An 18858-nucleotide genomic window follows, 5' to 3' on the forward strand; every position below is an offset into this window, starting at 1 on the left:
ATTAATTATATTTGCTTTAAACCTTAAAACTATGAGCCACGGGAAATTACGGGAAGAAAAAACGTGTCTTAATTGCGGTTATCACGTTGAAGAAAGATTTTGTCCGCATTGCGGGCAGGAAAATATCGAAACCCGCCAGCCTTTTCATTATCTCTTCACTCACTTTATTGAAGATTTCACCCATTACGACGGGCAATTTTGGAAAACAATAAAATATCTGTTATTCCGACCGGGAAAATTATCCAAAGAATATCTTTCTGGAAAAAGACAGGTTTATGTTGCTCCCGTAAAGCTCTATATTTTTATAAGTTTTGTTACATTTCTACTTCCTGGTCTTCTGCCTCAACATAAAAATTCAGAAAAAGAAGAAGCAGAGAATATACGGGTAATCCAACAACATAACCAGACGAAGCCCATTGAGACTACCAAAAAAGCTGTTGATCATCTGGAAAAAGAAGGAATTCTTTCAAAAACTGTCGCCAGCAACACCCAAAATGCAATAGATTCTGTAAAAAAAGCAGACGAAAATGATGATATGATCGAAAATTCCTTCAAAAAAGAAGATGCCCCGATCATGAAAGCTCATAACCTGAAACAATATGATTCTATCCGGGCAAAAGATGGCAGCGGGATTTACAGTCTTTTAAGACCTGTTGCCAAGAAAATGTTTGAAATGAAAGAAAAAGGTCTCACCAAAAAACAGATGATTGCCAAGTATTCAGAAACCATTATTCATACGCTTCCGAAGGCTCTTTTCATTTATCTTCCGATCTTTGCTTTTTTTCTTTGGTTGTTTCACAACAAGAAAAAGTGGTGGTATTTCGACCACGGGATCTTTACATTGCATTATTTTTCATTCCTGCTTTTAGCCATACTGGCGTTAATTGTACTGAAAAATATCGTAAGTTTTTTACCGGATTACACTGTTTTGAGCCTACTCTGCTTTTTTGCTTTTACAGCACTTATAATCTATATGTCGATTTATTTTTTCATCGCCCATCATAGAGCGTATGAAAGCTCACGCACGACGAGTGTTTTCACAGGAATGCTTTTATTTATAGTAAATTTTATCGGTTTATTATTAATGTTCTTCCTGTTATTATATGTAAGTCTAATTACCATGCATTAATTACGCAGTGACTTATTTCCTCTGAAGCTTGCTAATAAATAATACGCCACAAACACAGTAGAAAATTTCATAATAGAAGGAATCGCTAATTTCAGATCAAACAATACAGCGCCCACAGCCACCAATATTGCCATGGCAACAAATGACAACCCTAATTTTTGCGGTAACGAGAAATTGGGAGTGTCCAGATAATAAGCCATTCCCCAGGCAATACCAAAAGCCAGGGCATAATAAATATCAAGACCCAGGTTTTCTGAACTGTAAAAAAAATAATTAATTAAAAAGCTTAAAACCGTTCCCAACGCAAAATAGAGCAATGCCTTTTTCATATCTTATATAATAGGATGCAAAAATAAAAAAATTTAATCTGAGAATATCATTAAGCTTAGCCTTAATCTCAATCTTCCTTTAAACGAATGTTTGTTATTTTGGATAAAGACCATTTAAACAAATTATTTAAATAATTAAAAATCAACCAATTAAAATCAAACAGCTATTTTTATTTTATTGTTATATTTGGAGAATTCAGAAATTCTCATACTATTTATGGAAACCCAAAAATATACTCCAACAAATAAAGTAAGAATCGTGACAGCCGCTTCCCTATTCGACGGTCACGATGCTGCTATCAATATCATGCGTCGCGTGATCCAGGGAACAGGATGTGAAGTGATCCACCTTGGCCACGATAAATCGGCAGAGGAAGTAGTAAATACAGCCATTCAGGAAGATGCCAATGCGATTGCCCTAACCTCTTATCAGGGCGGTCACAACGAATATTTTAAATACATCTACGATCTTTTAAGAGAAAAAAACTCTCCGCAAATCAAGATTTTTGGTGGCGGTGGCGGTGTAATTCTGCCTGAAGAAATCGAAGATATTATGGCTTACGGAATCGACAGAATTTATTCTCCGGACGACGGCCGTGAACTTGGTCTTCAGGGAATGATTGATGATTTGGTGAAGAGATCAGATTTTGCGACAGGAAAAGAAGTTACAGCTGAGGATCTAGATTCAATCAGTTTTGAAAATTCTACAAGCATTGCAAAAATCATTTCAGCAGTTGAAAATTTCTCAGAAGAAAAACCGGAACTGGTCGCTGCAATTGACGAAAAATCGAAAGATTTACATATTCCAATTATCGGTATCACAGGTACCGGTGGAGCCGGAAAATCTTCTTTGACAGACGAATTGGTAAGACGTTTTCTACGTTCCAACACCGATAAAAAAATTGCCATCATTTCGATTGACCCTTCAAAAAAGAAAACCGGAGGTGCGCTTTTGGGTGACAGAATCCGTATGAATGCGATCAACGACCCAAGAGTTTATATGCGTTCGATGGCGACGAGAGAAAATAACGTTTCAGTTTCTCCGTTCATTCATTCTGCTTTGAATGTGTTGAAATTGGCTCATCCTGATGTGATCATCCTTGAAACTTCGGGTATCGGACAATCAGGTTCGGAAGTTTCCGACTTTGCCGATGTTTCAATGTATGTAATGACTCCTGAATATGGAGCTTCAACACAGTTGGAAAAAATCGACATGTTAGATTATGCGGATTTAGTGGCTTTAAATAAATCTGATAAAAGAGGTGCTTTGGATGCACTTCAAGCCGTTAGAAAACAGTTCCAGAGAAACCATTTATTGTGGGAACAGCCATTGGATGAAATGCCTGTTTATGCCACAAAGGCATCACAATTCAACGATCATGGAACAACTGAATTATACAACAGATTGGTTTCTAAAGTCAACGATAAATTTGCTGATTTAAATCTACAAGGTTTTGTTGAACAGGAAATTACAGATGAAGTAACCATCATTCCTCCGAAAAGAGTTCGTTACCTTTCTGAAATCGTTGAAAACAACAGAATTTATGATGTCAACATTGAAAAACAGGCTGAATTAGCGAGAACAATGTATCATATTGATGGCGTTAAAAAAATTATATCCAACGAAACTTTAGACGCAGAATATCAAAAAGCTGAAAAAGAACTTCAACAAGAGAACATCGACTTTCTTAAAACTTGGGATGACACTAAAAAAGCTTTCCACGAAGAGTTTTATTCCTACTTTGTAAGAGGAAAAGAAATTAAAGTTGAAACCTCAACAGAATCTTTATCTCACTTAAGAATTCCGAAAATCGCGTTACCAAAATACACCGATTGGGGCGATTTGATCAAATGGAAAGGTCAGGAAAACCTTCCGGGAGGATTCCCTTTTACAGCGGGAATTTATCCTTTCAAAAGAACCGGAGAAGATCCGACGAGAATGTTCGCGGGAGAAGGAGGTCCTGAAAGAACCAACAGAAGATTCCATTACGTTTCTGCGGAAATGCCTGCAAAACGTTTATCTACAGCTTTTGACTCTGTAACACTTTACGGACAAGATCCAGCTTTACCACCAGATATTTATGGTAAAATTGGAAATGCCGGAGTTTCAATTGCGACGTTGGATGATGCTAAAAAACTATATTCAGGTTTTGATCTGGTGAATGCATTGACTTCAGTTTCAATGACAATTAATGGTCCTGCACCGATGTTGTTGGCGTTCTTTATGAATGCTGCTATCGACCAGAATGTTGAAAAATATATTGCTGAAAATAATCTTGAAGCTAAGGTTGAGGCTAAGCTTAAGGAAAAATTTGACGATAAAGGTTTAGCAAGACCAAAATATAACGGAGAATTGCCGCCTTCCAATAATGGTTTAGGTTTAAAATTATTAGGAATTACCGGTGACGAAATTATTCCCGCGGATGTTTACGCTGAAATTAAAGCTAAAACCATTGCAACAGTTCGTGGAACCGTTCAGGCAGATATTTTAAAAGAAGATCAGGCACAAAATACTTGTATTTTCTCGACTGAATTTGCTTTGAGATTGATGGGCGACGTTCAGGAATATTTCATTACACAAAAAGTAAGAAACTTCTACTCTGTTTCTATTTCCGGATATCATATTGCGGAAGCGGGAGCAAATCCGGTTTCTCAGTTGGCATTTACTTTGGCAAACGGTTTCACCTATGTGGAATATTATTTGTCAAGAGGAATGGACATCAATGATTTTGCACCGAACCTATCATTCTTCTTCTCCAACGGTATCGACCCTGAATATTCAGTAATCGGACGTGTTGCAAGAAGAATCTGGGCAAAAGCAATGAAACTGAAATATGGAGCCGACGAAAGAAGCCAGATGTTGAAATATCACATTCAAACTTCGGGACGTTCTCTTCACGCTCAGGAAATTGATTTTAATGACATTAGAACGACATTACAAGCCCTTTATGCAATTTACGATAACTGTAATTCACTGCATACCAATGCTTACGACGAGGCAATTACAACTCCTACTGAGCAATCGGTAAGAAGAGCAATGGCGATTCAGTTGATTATCAATAAAGAATTAGGGTTAGCGAAAAACGAAAATCCGCTTCAGGGTTCGTTTATTATTGAAGAACTGACTGATTTGGTGGAAGAAGCTGTTTATGCAGAATTCGACAGAATCACAGAAAGAGGCGGTGTTTTGGGAGCAATGGAAACAATGTACCAACGTTCAAAAATTCAGGAAGAATCAATGCATTACGAATGGTTGAAACATACCGGAGAATATCCAATCATCGGGGTAAATACCTTCTTAGGAAAAGATGGTTCGCCGACAGTGCGTCCGGGAGAAGTGATCCGTTCGACAGAGGAAGAGAAGCAGTTCCAGATTGAAATGCTTCATAATTTCCAGAATTCTAATCATGATAAATCTGAAGAAGTTTTAAAAACTTTACAACACGCAGCCATCAATCAGCAAAACTTATTCGAAGTAATGATGGATGCCGTGAAATATTGTTCTCTTGGACAGATTACCAATGCTTTGTTTGAAGTGGGTGGTAAATACAGAAGAAATATGTAAGTATTTTAAGATATGGAGAACGAAATTGAAGAACTAGAAAATTTAATCAAAGAAAGTGAAAAGACTTTGCAAAGTATTGAAAAGAAAGTAGACAAAAATACTGACGAAATTTCAAGATATTTTGATAGAATTAATGACAAACTTTTTCAATTAAATTCATTACTCTTAGGTATGAGTAGTATATTTTCTTATTTTAAAATAGCTCAATATCCTAAATGGCTCATCCTTTTATGCATATATAATTTGACTAGATTAATTTATTTAGAATATTTGAATATGGAAAGCAGGCGAAATTGGGCAAATTTAAAGTTAGAAAAAGGAGAAACTTTATCTAATAGATCTACAAAAGTTTCACTTGATGTTATATTGGTAACGATTATTTATATGGCTCTTACTTTATATAATATTTTTTTCAACTAATATTTATTATCTATTTATAAAGTAAAATCTCCCTATTTTTGGGAGATTTTTATTTTTACAATGAAACCAAAAGCTATCTTCAACTGGAGCAGCGGAAAGGATTCTGCCCTTGCATTATATAAAACTTTACAAGAAGATCAATTTGAGATTACTTCTTTGCTAACAAGCATCAATAAAGAATTTCAAAGAATTTCGATGCATGGCGTTCATGTCTCTTTATTGGAAAAACAGGCAGAAAGTTTGGGCATTCCTTTAATTAAAATGGAACTTCCCAAAGAACCATCGATGGAAGAATATCGCGAAATCATGAGTAAAATGATGAACGATATAAAATCTCAAGGCGTTACACATTCTATTTTCGGAGATATTTTTCTGGAAGATTTGAGAAAATACCGCGAAGATCAATTACAATCTATCGGAATGGAAGGCGTCTTCCCTTTGTGGAAAATCAACACAACACAGCTTATTCATGAATTTTTGGATCTTGGCTTTAAAACCATTGTAACCTGCATCAACGAAACTTATCTGGATAAAAGTTTTGCAGGACGAATTATCGATAAGGATTTCATAAAAGATTTGCCTAAAAATGTTGATCCCTGTGGAGAAAACGGGGAATTTCACACCTTCACTTTTGATGGTCCGATTTTTAAAAATCTGATCGATTTTGAAATTGGTGAAACCGTTAAAAAAACATATCCGAAACCAAAATCCGACGACAACGAAGAAAACGGAGAATATGTTTTCTGGTTTTGTGATTTGATTTTAAAGGGATAGCGCATGGATTATGTTTAAAATAATAGCAAAAAATTGGTTTAGCTTACTGCTAAAATTTAAAGACTGTATATCATTTCCAACCTTCTGTAAACAGATTTATATCATATTAACCCACCTCTTCATAAAAATCAGGAGGTTTTTTCTTATTTTTGAGATAACATAGGACTAAAAATTTATTTCTTACGACAAATGACTAGAAAAACACTTTATTTATTCGGCTTAATTTCAATTCTCATTAATTTTATTTCGTGCAAGAATGACATTCCTCCCACAATATCCGTCAATAAAAATGAAATTATAGATTCTACAATCACCGCTTTCGAAAAAAAACTTTTGAAACAACAGATAGATTCAGTTTTTAAAAAGTATCAATTTAACGGAAGCATTGCCGTTTTTAAAGATTCTGTCGAGTTATACCGAAAAGAAAATGGTTTTCTTGATTTTAAAGCTAAAACTACAATTGATGCCCACTCCGTTTTTGCAATAGCATCAGTCAGCAAACAGTTTACGGCAGTTCTGGTTTTGCTTCAGATGGAACAGGGAAAACTACATCTTGAAGATAAAGTTTCTGACTATTTGGATGATTTTAAATTGAAAGAATATGAAGATATCACCATTCATCAATTACTCAACCATACTTCTGGATTAAATACTTTTGGAGGAAAATTGATGTTTAAAAGTGGCTCCGATTTTTATTATTCTAATGATGGTTTTAATGCTTTGGGAAAAATCGTAGAAAAAACTTCAGGAAAGTCTTATGATGAAAATATCACGGAACTTTTTGCAAAAGTGGGGATGAGCCATTCTTCTACAGGAGATCTTTTTAAAGCCGGAAATTTTGCAGGCGCTCATGTTGGCAACGGAAAAAATGCTGAAAAAATTGAGAATATGCCCAAAAGATTAGGTAGTAAAGACATTGGAATCCCAGCTGGCGGACTTCTTTCAACCCTTGACGATCTTCATACCTGGAATAATGCATTATATGGCGGGAAAATTTTAAAGCCGGAGACCCTGAAGCTGTTTACGTCTAAAACTTCACAGCGAAACCACGCTATTTTTGGTAAAATGGGATACGGATACGGAATTATGACCAATCTTGGCAAGCCGTTATCCTTTTTCCACAGTGGTTATATCAAAGGTTCTCCTTCCCTGAATATTTATTATCCCGAAACGAAGACTTCAGTCATTATTTTATCCAATATCGCAGATGAACAGAGTGGAAAAGGTCTTATTTTCAGACCCCACAAAGAAGTTAAAAAAATTACGGATATCTTAGAAAATACGATTCACGAGATGAAAATCGATTCTTTAGATTCCCCGTTGAAAATTTAATGAGCCCTCTTTAAATAATTTTGAAGTTTTGTTACGGCCTTTTTATGTTCAAAGAAATTAAATAGGAAGAAAATGATTAAAACCTGTGCTGAAAAAGGAAAAATAAAAGTAAAAAGAGAGGGATAAATATGGTCAACATCCCCCATTCTCAACAACGAGTATGCATATTTACCATCTTGATTAATAACCTGAGCCATCGAAGTTACACATACAATTAGTAATCCTATATTTTTCTGATATATGGTATAGAATGTCTGCCCTTTAAATTTGAAATCTTTATTGATGTAAGGTCTCATTTTATAATTCGTAGCCAAAATGAAAAGCAGTGCCAATAAAAACATACAATTCTGTGCTCTGAAAAAAGAAGCATACGTTTCTGCATTATCTGCTAAAAAGATTAAGATCAAAGTAACCGCAAAAGAAATCAATCCTAATAAAAAAGATTTTTTGAGAATATCGGTATATCTCTCTTTTACGATTTTCTTTACAATCACAGGGATTTTTTCAAAATAAAAAGTGTAGTAAGAAGTCATTTTAAATTCATCTTTCCATGATTCCTTAGTCTTGCAAAAAGCCTCATCAAAACTTATATTTTCATTGATCTGAATATCCTGGATTTGCGAAATCATATGATCCTTCACTTCAAATAAAATATCCAAAGGAAGTTTTTGGGCAATGAGATAGTCTGTCATTAGAATTTCCTGTTCTACTGTAATCATCGTTTGAGTTTTTTAGATATTAAAAATAGCATTTAAATTAAAAAGATAACTTTTCATTTCATCCTCCTGGAGGCTTTGCTGCATTTTCCCCTTCTCCGTTAAAAGATAATATTTACGATCTCTTCCGTTTATTTTCTGTACTTCCGACATAATCATCCCCTCTGCTTCTAATTTATGTAATAGAGGGTACAGAGCGCCTTCCGTCATTTCTAATTCTCCCTGCGTAAGTTCTTTTGCACGCTGGGTAATTTGGTAGCCGTACATTTTAACCTCTTTAGAAAGCAGTTTTAAAATGATATTCTGAAGTGTTCCTTTATAAAGACTGTTCTTTTTCAATACTTATCTTTTAATACCTAGCAAATATATACATAATTTTCTTATGTATTTAAATTTATTTTAATTTTATTATTTTCAGATCATGAAAAAACTCTACTTCATCGCCATTTATCCGCCCCGGCAAATCATCGATGAAATCAAAATTTTCAAACAGGATTTAGCATTGAATTATGATAATTCCAAGGCTCTGAAAAATGATGCTCATATTACTTTATTTCCCCATTCAATAGAGAAACAGAATTTGAAAAGGATATCCATACCGCATTTGAAAAAATAGACACCCATATTTCACCGTTTGAAGTTACGTTAAACGGCTTTGGAAGCTTCCCGCATTCTAAGCATCCTGTTCTCTACATAAAACCCGAGCAAAATAATCATCTAAACGAACTTTATCATCGGGTACAGCGTGAATTTAACTTTATCAACTATTCCTTTAATCCGCATATTACCGTTGGTTACAGAAACTTAACTTTTGAAAATTATTGGAAGGCCTGGCAAATATATAAAGACAAGCATTATAAAACTAATTTTCTCGTTGATGAGATTTCGTTACTTAGACATGATGAAAATTGGAAAATTATGGCTCGGAAAAAACTATCTTTGTCCCAATGATTGCAGAGAAGATAATATTAGGAATAGATCCGGGAACCACTGTCATGGGTTTCGGACTTATTTCTGTAAAGAAAGGAAAAATGGAAATGGTGTCTATTCACGAGCTTTTACTGAAAAAATACCCTAATCATGAGACGAAGCTTAAATATATTTTTGAAAAAACGTTAGCCCTTATCGACGAATTTCATCCGGACGAAGTGGCTCTGGAAGCTCCTTTCTTTGGTAAAAATGTTCAAAGTATGCTTAAATTAGGCCGCGCACAGGGCGTTGCGATGGCTGCGAGCCTTTATAGAAATATTCCTATCACCGAATATTCTCCGAAAAAAATCAAAATGGCCATCACCGGAAACGGAAACGCGAGTAAGGAACAGGTAGCCGGAATGCTTCAAAACCTTTTAAAACTTAAGGAGTTTCCGACCAAATATCTGGATGCTTCTGATGGTCTGGCTGTGGCGGTATGCCATCATTTCAACTCAGGAACACTTAGTGATACAAAGTCCTATTCAGGTTGGGAAAGTTTTCTGAAACAGAATCCTGATCGGTTGAAATAGGCGTTAAGATACATGGCTTTTCTTCACTTACATCAACTTATCATGGTCAAGAGCTTCTGCTAAAGTCATAAAAAACAATTACTTTGACTTATACTCAGTCTCTGTTATTCTGAAATCTGCGGTCGGTTTCCCATTTTTATCATAATAAAAATACTCCAAAGTAACTCCGTTATCGCGAAACTCTTTCATATCAGGTGAAGTTCTTACGAGATGAGTAGCGCCTTCTTTTGCTGTTTTTTTAAATAGGTCAATTTCTTCTGCAGTTACACCTTCCTTCACATCATCCGTAAGAGTATAATTATACTTAAAGATTTTTCCCGGTTTTACAGAGACGCTATCCAACCGGATTCCTTTACTCAAAACCTGCGGTGTAAGCTTATTCATACTTACAGCGGCCTCTTTCAGTTCATCGTCTATTGTTTTTTCTTGTTTGCATGAGATTAGCAGCGAAGAAATAATAAGTAATGTACTTATGATTTTTGTTTTCATATAATGCATTTTAGATTTGATGATTAAAGATATAAATAATTTTAATAATAAATTTAACAACTGATTATCAACACATTAAACAAAAACACAGCAATACTTGGTAAAACATAATACTATCTTTTACATTGGTATGGTTTTTAATGCTAATTTTGTATAAATTTTCTATCATGAAAAATAATCAACAAACTATAAATCAAGTGAATCATAAAATAAATTGGTTCCAGAAGTTTCTGATGGTATGCTCCGGAGGGAACCTTCATATTCTGAGAAAAACGCCCAGCGAATGGAACAAATTTGCAGGAATCGGAGGCATCGTTCTCTTCACCGCTGTTTTTGCCACTCTATCTGCCGGCTATGCAATGTTTACCGTTTTCGATAATATCTGGGCTTCAGTTGGCTTCGGAATTTTATGGGGATTAATGATCTTTAATCTGGACAGATACATTGTTTCTTCCATTAAAAAAACGGGAACCTGGTGGAATCAAATTTTAATGGCAATTCCACGTCTGGTTTTGGCAACATTCCTTGGGATCATTATTTCAAAGCCTTTAGAGCTGAAAATATTTGAGAAAGAAGTTAATAAACAACTCAATACCATTATTCAGCGAAATAAAAAACAGCTTCAGGGTGAAATGAATGGTCGAATACTTCAACAAAGCGGACCATTTGAAACAGAAAAGAAGCAAATTTCAGAAAAGCTGGCCCAGTATCAGAAATCTTATGACTCTGCTGCAGTGGAGCTGGAAAAGGAGATTTTAGGAAAGCAATCAACATTAACCAGCGGAAAAGAAGGTTTTGGACCGAATGCCAAGCGTAAACAGGAACTGAAGGAACAAAGAAGAACAGATTTAGAAAACTATCAAAAACAAATCGCTCCGAGGCTGGATTATCTGGATAAAGAAATCTCAAAAGTATATACCAACCTAGAAAAGGAAAGAAAATCCACAGAAACGGTTGAAGATAAATTCAACGGATTTGCAGCGAGACTACAGGCTTTGGATGAATTGGGAAAAAACTCAGCAATTATTGCTCTGGCAGCAAGTTTTATCATGGGATTATTTATTTGCCTTGAGATTTCTCCTGTTCTGGTTAAGTTGATTTCTGCCGTTGGCCCCTACGATTATCTGCTGGAGAAAACAGAAAATGATTTCAGGCTCTATTCAAAGGAAAAAGTGGAAAAAGGAAATTTTCTTACCGATTTCAGAATTAAGGATTTCAAAGATCAATTAAAATAAAACAAACACTACCTTTCAGACCAGTCTGGAAGGTTTTTCTTTTTTAGGGATAAAATAGTTGATACATTTAGTAATTTTGCAGTATACAAAAAACTTATCAACATGAAAAAATTAGCTCTCACTTTGATGATGCTTTTAGGCGTCACGACAACATCAGCTTTAAAAGCCCAGGCAACAGAACCTTTTTTGGGACAGATTGCTTTTGTTCCTTACAATTTTGTTCCTAAAAACTGGGCAGCGTGTAATGGACAACTTTTACCTATCGTACAAAACACAGCCCTTTTTTCACTCTTAGGAACGACTTATGGAGGAAACGGAACAACAACTTTCGCATTACCGGATATGAGAGGAAGAGTGTTGGTACACGAGGGGCAGGCTCCCGGAGGACCTACCACATACACGATGGGACAAGCTGGCGGATCTGAATCTGTAACCTTGACCGTAACGCAAATGCCCGCCCATTCTCATACAGTTAATGCCGTTACCACTGAAGGAAATCAAAACATTCCCACTAACAGCCTTCCGGCGGACACCAAACTATTAGATAAGGAATATTCTGATGCTACAGCGAATACCACCATGAAATCAACAATGATTTCACCGACCGGAGGAAATCAGGCACATGAAAACAGGCCTCCATTTTTAACATTGAAGTGCATCATTTCTCTCACTGGTGTTTATCCTTCACAAAATTAATAAGCCATGAAATATCTTTACTTATTCGGGCTGGCTTTCGGAAGTCTGGCATTCGGACAGCAGACGATCACTTTTAATGGCTGTCATGAATTATTTGATGACCAAAACTTTGTCTTCAACAAAACTGGAGTAGATTCATTTAACAAAAACATCTATATTACAACCCCCGTAACCGGAGACCAGAACTGCGGAGGATTGGGAACATGTGAATTTAAAATCCAGTGGAATAACAGCCAAAACAGATGGGAATTTCTGGCAGATGAAGGAAACGGCACTTTCGCCAATCCAAATCTGATCTACTACAATTCTACAGGAAATGCAGCCGCAGCCAACCCTCCAAGCAATACATTCGGAACATGGGTTGAAAACACAGTGATTACTGAAGGAGAATGTGGCGGCAATCTTAATGCCGTTAACTCAACCATGACCGGAGATGTACATTCTACATTTTTGGGCACCACAGAAACTGTAAAGACTCAAATTCAGATTTTTCCAAATCCCGTTGCTGAAGTCATAACTATTTCAGGCATTAATAACGCTCAATCTGTTCTGATCTATAATATGGCAGGACAATTAGTGAAAAATGAAACTTTTGACAAAAAACTAAATGTTTCAGAATTAACTTCAGGTGTATATTTACTGAGAATAAAAACCAAAGATTCTCAAACACATGAGTTTAAATTTGTAAAAAAATAGATTTCAATTTATATTAAAATGATCTTAAGCTTTCGGATATACCGGAAGCTTTTTTATTTGAAAATCAGATTCAATTTATTTTTAATATTAATTTAAGACTTCCAAAAGCATTAATCAAATACTTATCCCTAAATTTAATACATTATTCAAAATTTATTTAACACAACAAACCACAATACTATGATATTAGAAAAAGGAACTCCCGCCCCGGAATTTGAACTTCATTCCACACCCGATCAAAAATTGAAACTTACTGATTTTTCAGGCAAGAACCTCATCTTAGTTTTTTATCCTGCAGACTGGAGCCCCGTATGTGGAGATCAGGTAGCATTATATAACGAAATGCTTAGTATTTTCCACAAATATAATGCAGATATTCTCGGAATTTCTGTGGACAGCGCGTGGTGTCATGATGCTTTTATGGCTGACAGAAAATTACATTATCCTTTGTTAGCAGATTTTAATCCGAAAGGTGAAGTTTCAAAAGCCTATGGAGCATATAATGAAGAAAACGGAACTTCAAAAAGAGCCTTGTTCGTGATTGATAAAGAAGGAATCATCCAGTGGAGTTATTTGTCTCCAGATGGTATAAATCCGGGAGCAGATGGTATTATTGATGCTTTGGAAGAATTAAATAAAAATGCTTAGCCATGTCTGTATTACGAATTCCCATCGGTAAAGAAGATCATGTATTAGGAAACCCGGACACTGCCAAAATCGTTTTGGTGGAATATGGAGATTATCAATGTCCATATTGCGGGCATGCTTTTCCTTTAGTTAAAAAATTTGTGGAAGAATACGGAAATAATGTTGCTTTTGTATTCAGAAATTTTCCATTGACTGATTCTCATGAATTTGCCATGTCCGCAGCTACAATTGCCGAAGGAGCGGGAAAGCAGGGTAAATTTTGGGAAATGCACGACCTCATTTATAGTAATCAGAATTTGTTGAGTCAGGACATGCTGAAAGAATGCGTAACCGCTTTGCATCTTGATTTTAACAAAATTGAAAACGATATAACAACTTCTGATATTCAGGATAAAATAGAAACCGATTTTGAAGGCGGAGTAAGAAGCGGCGTTAACGGAACCCCTTCATTTTTTGTCAATAATCAAAAATGGGAAGATTATGACGGAACTTATGATTCTTTTGTAGATCTTATTTCTTAGTTGAAGAGTTTTTAAATTGAATTAAAAATAAGTTTGGGCAAAAGCTAAATTCATTAAATCGTTACTGAAAGTGGGCTAAAGCCCGCTCCTATTGATAAAAAACAAGGCTACCTCAAAACGAGATAGCCTTATTCATTATATTTAATTTATTATTTACAAAGAATAATTCGGAGCTTCCTGAGTGATGATAACATCGTGAGGATGAGATTCTTTTAATCCGCTTCCTGTGATCATTACCATTTTAGTTTCAGTTTGTAAAGCGGTAACATCCTTTGCACCACAATACCCCATTCCTGCTCTAAGACCTCCAACCAACTGGAAAATAACTTCTTCCAACTTACCTTTGCTTGGAACTCTTCCTTCGATACCTTCCGGAACGAATTTCTTAGCTTCACTTTGGAAATATCTTTCTTTTCCACCTCTCTTCATTGCAGAAAGACTTCCCATTCCCTGATACGTTTTGAATTTTCTACCCTGGAAGATGATTTCCTCACCAGGCGCTTCATCAGTTCCGGCAAGAAGTGAACCTAACATTACTGCTCCTGCTCCACTTGCAATTGCTTTTACGATATCTCCTGAAAGTTTAATACCACCATCTGCAATTACAGTTACATTTTTAGACTGAGCATATTCGTAAACGTTGTAAATAGCAGATAACTGAGGAACCCCAACTCCAGCAACAACTCTCGTAGTACAGATAGAACCCGGACCAACACCTACTTTAAGAACGTTTGCACCAGCTTCGATCAAATCTTTTGCGGCTTCCGCAGTTACGATATTTCCACCAACGATATCCAAATCAGGATATGCCTGTCTAATTTCTTTAATTTTATTTAAAACTCCGATAGAATGACCGTGAGCAGAATCGATACCGATGATATCAACACCTGCTTTTACCAAAGCTTCAATTCTTTCCAATGTATCTTCACCTACGCCAACCCCGGCTCCAACGATTAATCTACCGTTTTGATCTTTATTAGCATTCGGATATTCAAGCTGATTATCGATATCTTTAATGGTAATTAAACCAACCAATTTATTTTCAGCATCCACGATAGGAAGTTTTTCCACTCTGTTTTTAAGAAGAATTTCTTTAGCCTGCTCTAGATTGGTATTTTTATCCGAAGTGATTAAATTATCTTTTGTCATGAATTCCTCCACTTTTACGTCAAGGTTTTCCTGATATTTTACATCTCTGTTGGTGATGATTCCGATCAATACATTATCAGCATCTACAACCGGAAGACCAGAGATTTTATATTTAGCCATTAAGCCTTTAGCTTCCCCTAAAGTATGATCTTTTGAAAGGGTAACAGGATCAGAAATCATTCCGTTTTCTGAACGTTTTACACGATTTACCTGTGCAGCCTGTTCCGCAATCGTCATATTTTTATGGATAAAACCCAACCCTCCGACTCTCGCCAAAGCAATTGCCAAATCAGCCTCTGTAACGGTATCCATTGCAGCGGAAACAATCGGAACATTCAGCGTAATTTTGTCGGTAAGTCTTGATTTTAATGAAACCTGGTTAGGTAAAACTTCTGAATAAGAAGGAACTAGAAGCACGTCATCGAAAGTGATGGCTGTCTCTACAATTTTGTTATGAATAGACATCTTTACTTTCTTGCAAAATTAAGACATTTTGACGACATACGAAAATTGATTTTAATAGTTTAAATAAAACTTAGTAATCAATAACTTAAATCGAATTACATTAAAAAAACCGTTCCAATGTGGAACGGTTTTATTGTACAAAATAATTAAGTATATGATATGAAGTTACTTGTCTTTAGCAAAATTGATCATTTTTGAGATGTCATCAGCCGTAAAACTTCCTCGTACATCAATAAAAACCAATTCCTTGTCTGAGTTCACGGTAAGAAGCATATTTTTAATGGCTTCCCCTTTTTGTTTCACCCTTACATTTACGTTATCCCCTTCATGCTTTATCGTGGCCCACTCTTCGTAATTATTGTCATTTAAATAATTGGCAAATTCTTTCAACATGGTTCTGTCGCCATTTTCAACAGTCAGAATTTTTATTTTTGAAACTTTTCTTACGAGTCGCATCGCTTCCTCATTGTCACCATCTTTTTTCAAAGCCCTTCTAATAATAGGTTTGGCTAAAAACATCGGAACATTAATGCTTGCAAATCTTGCTCCTTTAAAATCTCGTCCTGAATCTGAAAAATAAGCCATATTCGGTCTTTCTGAAACGATGCAGGACTGCATCAGAAACATCGCGCATACGATGATAACTATATTTTTTAAAGTTTTCATGGTCATAAATTTTAGTTGATTGGTTTTAAACTACCACCTGATGTCTTGCTGATTTTAGAATCAATCTCAGGATTTCCTTTATATTTTACCAAACCTCCCGATGAAGCTTTCACGTTTAGCTTATCCGAAACCGTTACAGATATTGTTCCGCCTGAAGTGGCTTCTGCATCTAATGTTTTAAGGACAAAGTTTTCCGCTTTACAAACTGCTCCACTGCTGATGTCGATCATTCCTGAATTCGCAAGTCCGTCTAAAACCGCATCCGAACCGCTGGAAGATTTCACATTAATCATTTTGGTTTTAATCGTAGCTTTTACATTAGAACCCGAACTTGTCTCTACGTTTGTAATATTTGAAACTTCAAAATTTCCTTTTAAAACAGAGCCTGACGAAGTATCAAGGCTCAGATTATTTTCTCTGATCGTATTTACTGCGGTAAAAGTTCCTCCTGAAGACGTTCTGATATCATTCAATCTTGGTGAAGAAACATTTACGCTGATGTTTTTAAACTTTAGATTCTTCTGACCTTTATTATCAATATAAACTTTTAGCATTCCGCCTTCCACTTTGGTGATGATATATTGAAGCTTGTCGGCATCGGCAATTACTTTTACGCTGGTCGGATTTTCCTGTTTGAAAACCACATTTACACCCGTACTTACCTGAATGGCTGAGAAATCACCTACATTTCTGGATTCACCACTTAAATAAGAAGAATTACTTTCTGAACTAATATTTGTTCTCGTATTGGTGGCCGGATTGAATTTTGTTTCGCTGGAATTGATGAGTTTATTCACATCATCCATTGATAACTTTCCATCAAGTTTTACCAAAATATTTTCACCGCCTCCGCCGTCGATACTCAATAACAGATCATCCAGAATACCATCTTTAGCTTCCGAGGAAAGAAATTTTATTTTCGATCCGGAACTATTCATCGTCATGATCTCGCTATAATTTAGATTCTTCAGATAAGATGAAATATCTCTATTTAATTCAGATAAATTGGCCTGAACTTTTTTCCCGTCTTTGCTGTTGGCATTTTCGGGATTTTCTGTAATCAAAATTCTTAGACCTTTGATTTTTGCCAAAAGAGGTTTAATCTGATCCAGTTGAGAATCTTCAATATTCAGACTGCTGAGCATTCCAAACATGGGCTTTGCAATTTTTATGGAAGTTACACCTTCTGCTTCCTGATATTTTTCAAGGAGCCTATCGAATTTGTCATCCTGGCCGTACACATTGAAGAAATGTGAAAAGGCCAATGCGAATATGATGAATATTTTTTTCATGAGTTAATTTTATTTTATCAATGATTATTAGTGCCTGATCAGGTGCATAATCTTAAAAAGGTTAATTAATAGTCGTCATCTACGACGGTTGGTTGGGCTAATTTATCACTAACGTTATTTGCAAATATCTGAAATGAGTATTTAGTTACATTAATGGCTTCTTCCACATTATCAATTCTTTTTCCGTTTACAATCACGTAAGAATCTTTGTAGCCTGTAGAATCTTTTGAAGCGTTTTTATAAGAAGAATTGCTTACATATTTTGGCTTTTTCTCCTTTTTCATTCTACCCCTTTTCGATAGAATCTGGTCTAAAACATCTTTCTCAGCTAAAGTATTTTCCTGAAAAATTGAATCTTTTTTCGCTCCCGCAATAGAATCTTCCACATGATTCAGAGCTACCTGCTGCTGATGTTCGTTATTTTCTTCGATAAAATCTTTTTTCTGTTGCTTGATTTGATTTTCAACCAACTGAGCCTGATCATTTACCGTTGAATTTGTATTATAATTAAAGAAAAACCCGATGCTTAAAAGCAATACTACACTCGCAGCCATCCAGAACCATTTCGGAAATGAAGGTTTGCTTTTCGTACCGATCGGGATAACCGGAGTTTCATTCTCGGCTTCACTCTCCTTATTTCCTTCCGCCTGGGTAAGGAAATCTTCAAAATCCCAGTCCATTTTTTCTTCCTTTAGCTGTTGGAAGACTTCGTCGCATTTATCTTGAAATTTGTCTTTGTTCATAATCCATCAATTGAGTGATTTGTTCTTTTACCTTTTGTCTTGCCCGCATAAGATTGACTCTTACGGCATTTTCTTCCATTTCCATCATTTCGGCGATCTCCGAAACGTCATATTCTTCTACATCTTTTAAATGGATAACCAACTTTTGTTTTTCCGGAAGCTGATTGATAAAACCTACAATATGTTCTTTCAAATTATTCACTTCCATGCTGTAAAGCTCTGAACGGTGAAGCTGCAGATCGGCAAAACCCTGCTTTACATCGTGATGCTTCAATCTGTTCAGGCATTCATTCCGGACGGCTTTCAGCGCGTAAGATTTTAAATTCCCGAACTGCTCCAGCTCCTCTTTTTTCTGCCAAAACTTGATCATCAAATCCTGAACCACATCTTCCGCTTCATCACTGCTCATGACAAACCTTTTCGCAAAGCGATACATCTCATTTTTGAGAATAAACACCGTACTCTTAAAAGTTTCTTGGGTCATAAGTTTT

The 18858-nt window shown here is 35.7% G+C and carries 21 protein-coding genes; 12 read left to right on the forward strand and 9 right to left on the reverse strand.

Features of this window, described 5'->3' with window-relative positions:
• The first annotated feature begins 31 nt into the window (after positions 1-31).
• The gene (locus VUJ46_RS12900) at positions 32-1129 is read left to right on the forward strand and encodes a DUF3667 domain-containing protein (protein ID WP_326981165.1); all 1098 of its coding nucleotides are present in this window, start codon (positions 32-34) and stop codon (positions 1127-1129) included.
• On the opposite strand, the gene VUJ46_RS12905 is transcribed toward VUJ46_RS12900, so the two are convergent.
• A complete protein-coding gene (locus VUJ46_RS12905) occupies positions 1126-1458 on the reverse strand; it encodes a hypothetical protein (protein WP_326981166.1) in 333 nt (110 codons plus the stop codon). The genes VUJ46_RS12900 and VUJ46_RS12905 overlap by 4 nt on opposite strands.
• 217 nt (positions 1459-1675) lie before the next feature.
• Here VUJ46_RS12905 and VUJ46_RS12910 point away from each other — a divergent pair, with 217 nt between their 5' ends.
• The 4 genes from VUJ46_RS12910 (at position 1676) to VUJ46_RS12925 (ending at position 7549) form a co-directional block, all read left to right on the forward strand.
• Positions 1676-5023 (forward strand): methylmalonyl-CoA mutase family protein, encoded by a 3348-nt coding sequence (locus VUJ46_RS12910; protein WP_326981167.1) that lies wholly within the window; start codon positions 1676-1678, stop codon positions 5021-5023.
• A 12-nt stretch (positions 5024-5035) separates the two neighbouring features.
• Positions 5036-5443, forward strand: coding sequence for a hypothetical protein (locus VUJ46_RS12915; RefSeq protein ID WP_326981168.1), 408 nt, complete (start codon positions 5036-5038; stop codon positions 5441-5443).
• Between the two features lie 60 nt (positions 5444-5503).
• Positions 5504-6217 carry a diphthine--ammonia ligase gene (locus VUJ46_RS12920; RefSeq protein WP_326981169.1) on the forward strand — a complete coding sequence of 238 codons (714 nt, stop codon included), beginning with the start codon at positions 5504-5506 and terminating at the stop codon, positions 6215-6217.
• 333 nt (positions 6218-6550) lie between these two features.
• Positions 6551-7549 carry a serine hydrolase domain-containing protein gene (locus tag VUJ46_RS12925; RefSeq protein ID WP_326981170.1) on the forward strand — a complete coding sequence of 333 codons (999 nt, stop codon included), beginning with the start codon at positions 6551-6553 and terminating at the stop codon, positions 7547-7549.
• Here the strand turns inward: VUJ46_RS12925 and VUJ46_RS12930 are convergent.
• Positions 7546-8268, reverse strand: coding sequence for a hypothetical protein (locus tag VUJ46_RS12930; RefSeq protein WP_326981171.1), 723 nt, complete (start codon positions 8266-8268; stop codon positions 7546-7548). The two genes, VUJ46_RS12925 and VUJ46_RS12930, sit on opposite strands and share 4 nt — an antisense overlap.
• Positions 8269-8280: 12 nt before the next feature.
• Entirely contained in the window at positions 8281-8604 is a 324-nt protein-coding gene (locus VUJ46_RS12935; RefSeq protein WP_326981172.1) for a PadR family transcriptional regulator, read from the reverse strand.
• A gap of 273 nt (positions 8605-8877) precedes the next feature.
• On the opposite strand from VUJ46_RS12935, the gene VUJ46_RS12940 reads away from it, so the two are divergent.
• Positions 8878-9216: a 2'-5' RNA ligase family protein gene (locus tag VUJ46_RS12940; RefSeq protein WP_442784955.1), complete on the forward strand. Its 339-nt coding sequence runs from the start codon at positions 8878-8880 to the stop codon at positions 9214-9216.
• A complete protein-coding gene (gene ruvC, locus VUJ46_RS12945) occupies positions 9213-9767 on the forward strand; it encodes a crossover junction endodeoxyribonuclease RuvC (protein ID WP_326981173.1) in 555 nt (184 codons plus the stop codon). Before VUJ46_RS12940 ends, ruvC begins: the two co-directional genes overlap by 4 nt.
• A 78-nt stretch (positions 9768-9845) precedes the next feature.
• On the opposite strand, the gene VUJ46_RS12950 is transcribed toward ruvC, so the two are convergent.
• Complete coding sequence (locus tag VUJ46_RS12950) at positions 9846-10256, reverse strand: hypothetical protein (protein ID WP_326981174.1); 411 nt, start codon at positions 10254-10256, stop codon at positions 9846-9848.
• Between the two features lie 167 nt (positions 10257-10423).
• Here VUJ46_RS12950 and VUJ46_RS12955 point away from each other — a divergent pair, with 167 nt between their 5' ends.
• The 5 genes from VUJ46_RS12955 (at position 10424) to VUJ46_RS12975 (ending at position 14052) form a co-directional block, all read left to right on the forward strand.
• Complete coding sequence (locus tag VUJ46_RS12955; protein ID WP_326981175.1) at positions 10424-11491, forward strand: DUF4407 domain-containing protein; 1068 nt, start codon at positions 10424-10426, stop codon at positions 11489-11491.
• A gap of 102 nt (positions 11492-11593) precedes the next feature.
• Complete coding sequence (locus VUJ46_RS12960; protein WP_326981176.1) at positions 11594-12187, forward strand: phage tail protein; 594 nt, start codon at positions 11594-11596, stop codon at positions 12185-12187.
• A 6-nt stretch (positions 12188-12193) separates the two neighbouring features.
• Positions 12194-12883, forward strand: coding sequence for a T9SS type A sorting domain-containing protein (locus VUJ46_RS12965; protein ID WP_326981177.1), 690 nt, complete (start codon positions 12194-12196; stop codon positions 12881-12883).
• 180 nt (positions 12884-13063) lie between these two features.
• On the forward strand, positions 13064-13531 hold the full coding sequence (locus tag VUJ46_RS12970) for a redoxin domain-containing protein (protein WP_326981178.1): 468 nt from the start codon (positions 13064-13066) through the stop codon (positions 13529-13531).
• Between the two features lie 2 nt (positions 13532-13533).
• The gene (locus tag VUJ46_RS12975) at positions 13534-14052 is read left to right on the forward strand and encodes a DsbA family protein (protein ID WP_326981179.1); all 519 of its coding nucleotides are present in this window, start codon (positions 13534-13536) and stop codon (positions 14050-14052) included.
• Positions 14053-14205: 153 nt separating this feature from the next.
• On the opposite strand, the gene guaB is transcribed toward VUJ46_RS12975, so the two are convergent.
• The 5 genes from guaB to VUJ46_RS13000 all read right to left on the reverse strand — a co-directional run bounded on the left by guaB (position 14206) and on the right by VUJ46_RS13000 (position 18851).
• Positions 14206-15666, reverse strand: coding sequence for an IMP dehydrogenase (gene guaB / locus VUJ46_RS12980; protein WP_326981180.1), 1461 nt, complete (start codon positions 15664-15666; stop codon positions 14206-14208).
• 165 nt (positions 15667-15831) lie between these two features.
• Positions 15832-16332 (reverse strand): DUF4252 domain-containing protein, encoded by a 501-nt coding sequence (locus VUJ46_RS12985; protein ID WP_326981181.1) that lies wholly within the window; start codon positions 16330-16332, stop codon positions 15832-15834.
• An 11-nt stretch (positions 16333-16343) separates the two neighbouring features.
• Positions 16344-17624, reverse strand: a complete 1281-nt coding sequence (locus tag VUJ46_RS12990) for a DUF4252 domain-containing protein (protein ID WP_326981182.1) — start codon at positions 17622-17624, stop codon at positions 16344-16346.
• A 65-nt stretch (positions 17625-17689) separates the two neighbouring features.
• On the reverse strand, positions 17690-18367 hold the full coding sequence (locus VUJ46_RS12995; protein ID WP_326981183.1) for a hypothetical protein: 678 nt from the start codon (positions 18365-18367) through the stop codon (positions 17690-17692).
• Positions 18342-18851, reverse strand: a complete 510-nt coding sequence (locus VUJ46_RS13000) for an RNA polymerase sigma factor (protein ID WP_326981184.1) — start codon at positions 18849-18851, stop codon at positions 18342-18344. Before VUJ46_RS13000 ends, VUJ46_RS12995 begins: the two co-directional genes overlap by 26 nt.
• Between the last annotated feature and the right edge of the window lie 7 nt (positions 18852-18858).

Origin of the sequence: Chryseobacterium sp. MYb264 (assembly GCF_035974275.1) — a bacterium.
Lineage (GTDB): Bacteria > Bacteroidota > Bacteroidia > Flavobacteriales > Weeksellaceae > Chryseobacterium.

What these genes read in the sequence shown, in the direction of transcription:
- VUJ46_RS12965 (WP_326981177.1), top strand. Translation starts at nt 12,194, where the DNA reads ATGAAATATCTTTACTTATTCGGGCTGGCTTTCGGAAGTCTGGCATTC.
- guaB (WP_326981180.1), bottom strand. Translation starts at nt 15,666, where the DNA reads ATGTCTATTCATAACAAAATTGTAGAGACAGCCATCACTTTCGATGAC.
- VUJ46_RS12915 (WP_326981168.1), top strand. Translation starts at nt 5,036, where the DNA reads ATGGAGAACGAAATTGAAGAACTAGAAAATTTAATCAAAGAAAGTGAA.
- VUJ46_RS12950 (WP_326981174.1), bottom strand. Translation starts at nt 10,256, where the DNA reads ATGAAAACAAAAATCATAAGTACATTACTTATTATTTCTTCGCTGCTA.
- VUJ46_RS12930 (WP_326981171.1), bottom strand. Translation starts at nt 8,268, where the DNA reads ATGATTACAGTAGAACAGGAAATTCTAATGACAGACTATCTCATTGCC.
- VUJ46_RS12920 (WP_326981169.1), top strand. Translation starts at nt 5,504, where the DNA reads ATGAAACCAAAAGCTATCTTCAACTGGAGCAGCGGAAAGGATTCTGCC.
- VUJ46_RS12990 (WP_326981182.1), bottom strand. Translation starts at nt 17,624, where the DNA reads ATGAAAAAAATATTCATCATATTCGCATTGGCCTTTTCACATTTCTTC.
- VUJ46_RS12905 (WP_326981166.1), bottom strand. Translation starts at nt 1,458, where the DNA reads ATGAAAAAGGCATTGCTCTATTTTGCGTTGGGAACGGTTTTAAGCTTT.
- VUJ46_RS12900 (WP_326981165.1), top strand. Translation starts at nt 32, where the DNA reads ATGAGCCACGGGAAATTACGGGAAGAAAAAACGTGTCTTAATTGCGGT.
- VUJ46_RS12955 (WP_326981175.1), top strand. Translation starts at nt 10,424, where the DNA reads ATGAAAAATAATCAACAAACTATAAATCAAGTGAATCATAAAATAAAT.
- VUJ46_RS12970 (WP_326981178.1), top strand. Translation starts at nt 13,064, where the DNA reads ATGATATTAGAAAAAGGAACTCCCGCCCCGGAATTTGAACTTCATTCC.
- VUJ46_RS12975 (WP_326981179.1), top strand. Translation starts at nt 13,534, where the DNA reads ATGTCTGTATTACGAATTCCCATCGGTAAAGAAGATCATGTATTAGGA.
- ruvC (WP_326981173.1), top strand. Translation starts at nt 9,213, where the DNA reads ATGATTGCAGAGAAGATAATATTAGGAATAGATCCGGGAACCACTGTC.
- VUJ46_RS12910 (WP_326981167.1), top strand. Translation starts at nt 1,676, where the DNA reads ATGGAAACCCAAAAATATACTCCAACAAATAAAGTAAGAATCGTGACA.
- VUJ46_RS12995 (WP_326981183.1), bottom strand. Translation starts at nt 18,367, where the DNA reads ATGAACAAAGACAAATTTCAAGATAAATGCGACGAAGTCTTCCAACAG.
- VUJ46_RS12985 (WP_326981181.1), bottom strand. Translation starts at nt 16,332, where the DNA reads ATGAAAACTTTAAAAAATATAGTTATCATCGTATGCGCGATGTTTCTG.
- VUJ46_RS12960 (WP_326981176.1), top strand. Translation starts at nt 11,594, where the DNA reads ATGAAAAAATTAGCTCTCACTTTGATGATGCTTTTAGGCGTCACGACA.
- VUJ46_RS13000 (WP_326981184.1), bottom strand. Translation starts at nt 18,851, where the DNA reads ATGACCCAAGAAACTTTTAAGAGTACGGTGTTTATTCTCAAAAATGAG.